Below are 1,208 nucleotides of genomic sequence, written 5' to 3'. Positions count from 1 at the left end.
ACGGCGGCGGTCAGCGGGCGGAGAACGCCAGCGTGTACGCGCCGGAGCCGGCCAGCCCGACGACCCGGTAGCGGTAGGCGCCGGCCGGGGTGTCGGCGGTCAGCCGGGCGGTCCCGTCCGCGCCGTCCGCGCGGGCCACGGTACGGAACGCGCCGTCGGTGAAGCGTTGCAGCTCCAGCACCACCCGGGCGCCGTCCGGCGCGGTCACGCAGGCCTCCTGCGCGCCACCGGCCACCCGGAAGAAGCGGCCGTCCGGCTGCACCTGGATCCGTCCGGCGGCGATCCGGCCGGTGCGGCTCACCTGGCCGGTGCACCCTGTGTCGGCGGCCGGCGGCGCGGGCGGCGTAGCGGCCGGCGGTGCGGTCTCCCCGCCACCGGCCGGGGGCTCGGCGGGCGGCTGCTGGCCGCCGGCGGTGACCAGGGTCAGGTTGTTGCGCTGGAGGATCTCGTTGACCGGCTGGAAGAACGTGACCCCGCCCCGGGTGCAGTCGCCGGAGCCCCCGGAGGTGACGCCCTGCGCCTGGTCGCCGGAGAGCCACGCGCCCCCGGAGTCGCCCGGTTCGGCGCAGACGTTCGTCCGGGTCAGCCCGGTGACCGTCCCCTCCGGATAGTTGACCGTGGCGTTCTTGGCCTGGACCAGGCCACAGCGGGTGCCGGTGGTGGAACCGGACCGGCAGATCGAGGCGCCGACCGGGGCCTCGGTGGAGCCGTTCACCGCCACCGTGCCGCCGTTGAAGTCGTTCACCACGCCCTGCGGCGTCCAGTCGCCGTTGACCTCGACCACCGCCCAGTCGTCGCCCGGGAACGAGGAGGCCGCGAACGTGCCCTGGGCGACCCGGTTCGATCCGGTGGTGCGGTCCCCCGGCCGGCCGCAGTGCCCGGCGGTGACGAAGCCACCGACCACCGAGAAACCGACCGAGCAGCGGCCGGCGTCGTTGATGAAGTACGCGTCGCCGCCCCGCACGTCGAACAACGGTCGGGGGGCCTCGTCGGCGGTCCGCACCCGGACCGTGCCGCCGCCCGCACCACCGGCGGCGGCGAGCCGACGGCCGGCCGCCTCCGCGCCCGGTCGGGCGACCACCACGACGGAGTTGCTGGCCACGTCGACGTACCAGCCGGCGATGTCCGGACCGGCGTCCGCGCCGGCCGCGTCGAGGCGGGTCTTCACCGCGTCCAGCTCGGCGACGCCACGCGCGACCCGCTTCGGC

Annotated in this window: 1 protein-coding gene; it reads right to left on the bottom strand. The window is 76.6% G+C overall.

Features of this window, described 5'->3' with window-relative positions:
• Positions 1-10: 10 nt before the first annotated feature.
• Positions 11-1,208: S1 family peptidase (locus tag HUW36_RS33185; RefSeq protein ID WP_174531621.1), on the bottom strand; the 1,198-nt coding region annotated here is incomplete at its 5' end.

Origin of the sequence: Micromonospora maritima (assembly GCF_902825405.1) — a bacterium.
In the GTDB taxonomy this organism is placed as follows: domain Bacteria; phylum Actinomycetota; class Actinomycetes; order Mycobacteriales; family Micromonosporaceae; genus Micromonospora; species Micromonospora maritima.
This window is presented reverse-complemented; position numbering and strand designations above follow the sequence as displayed.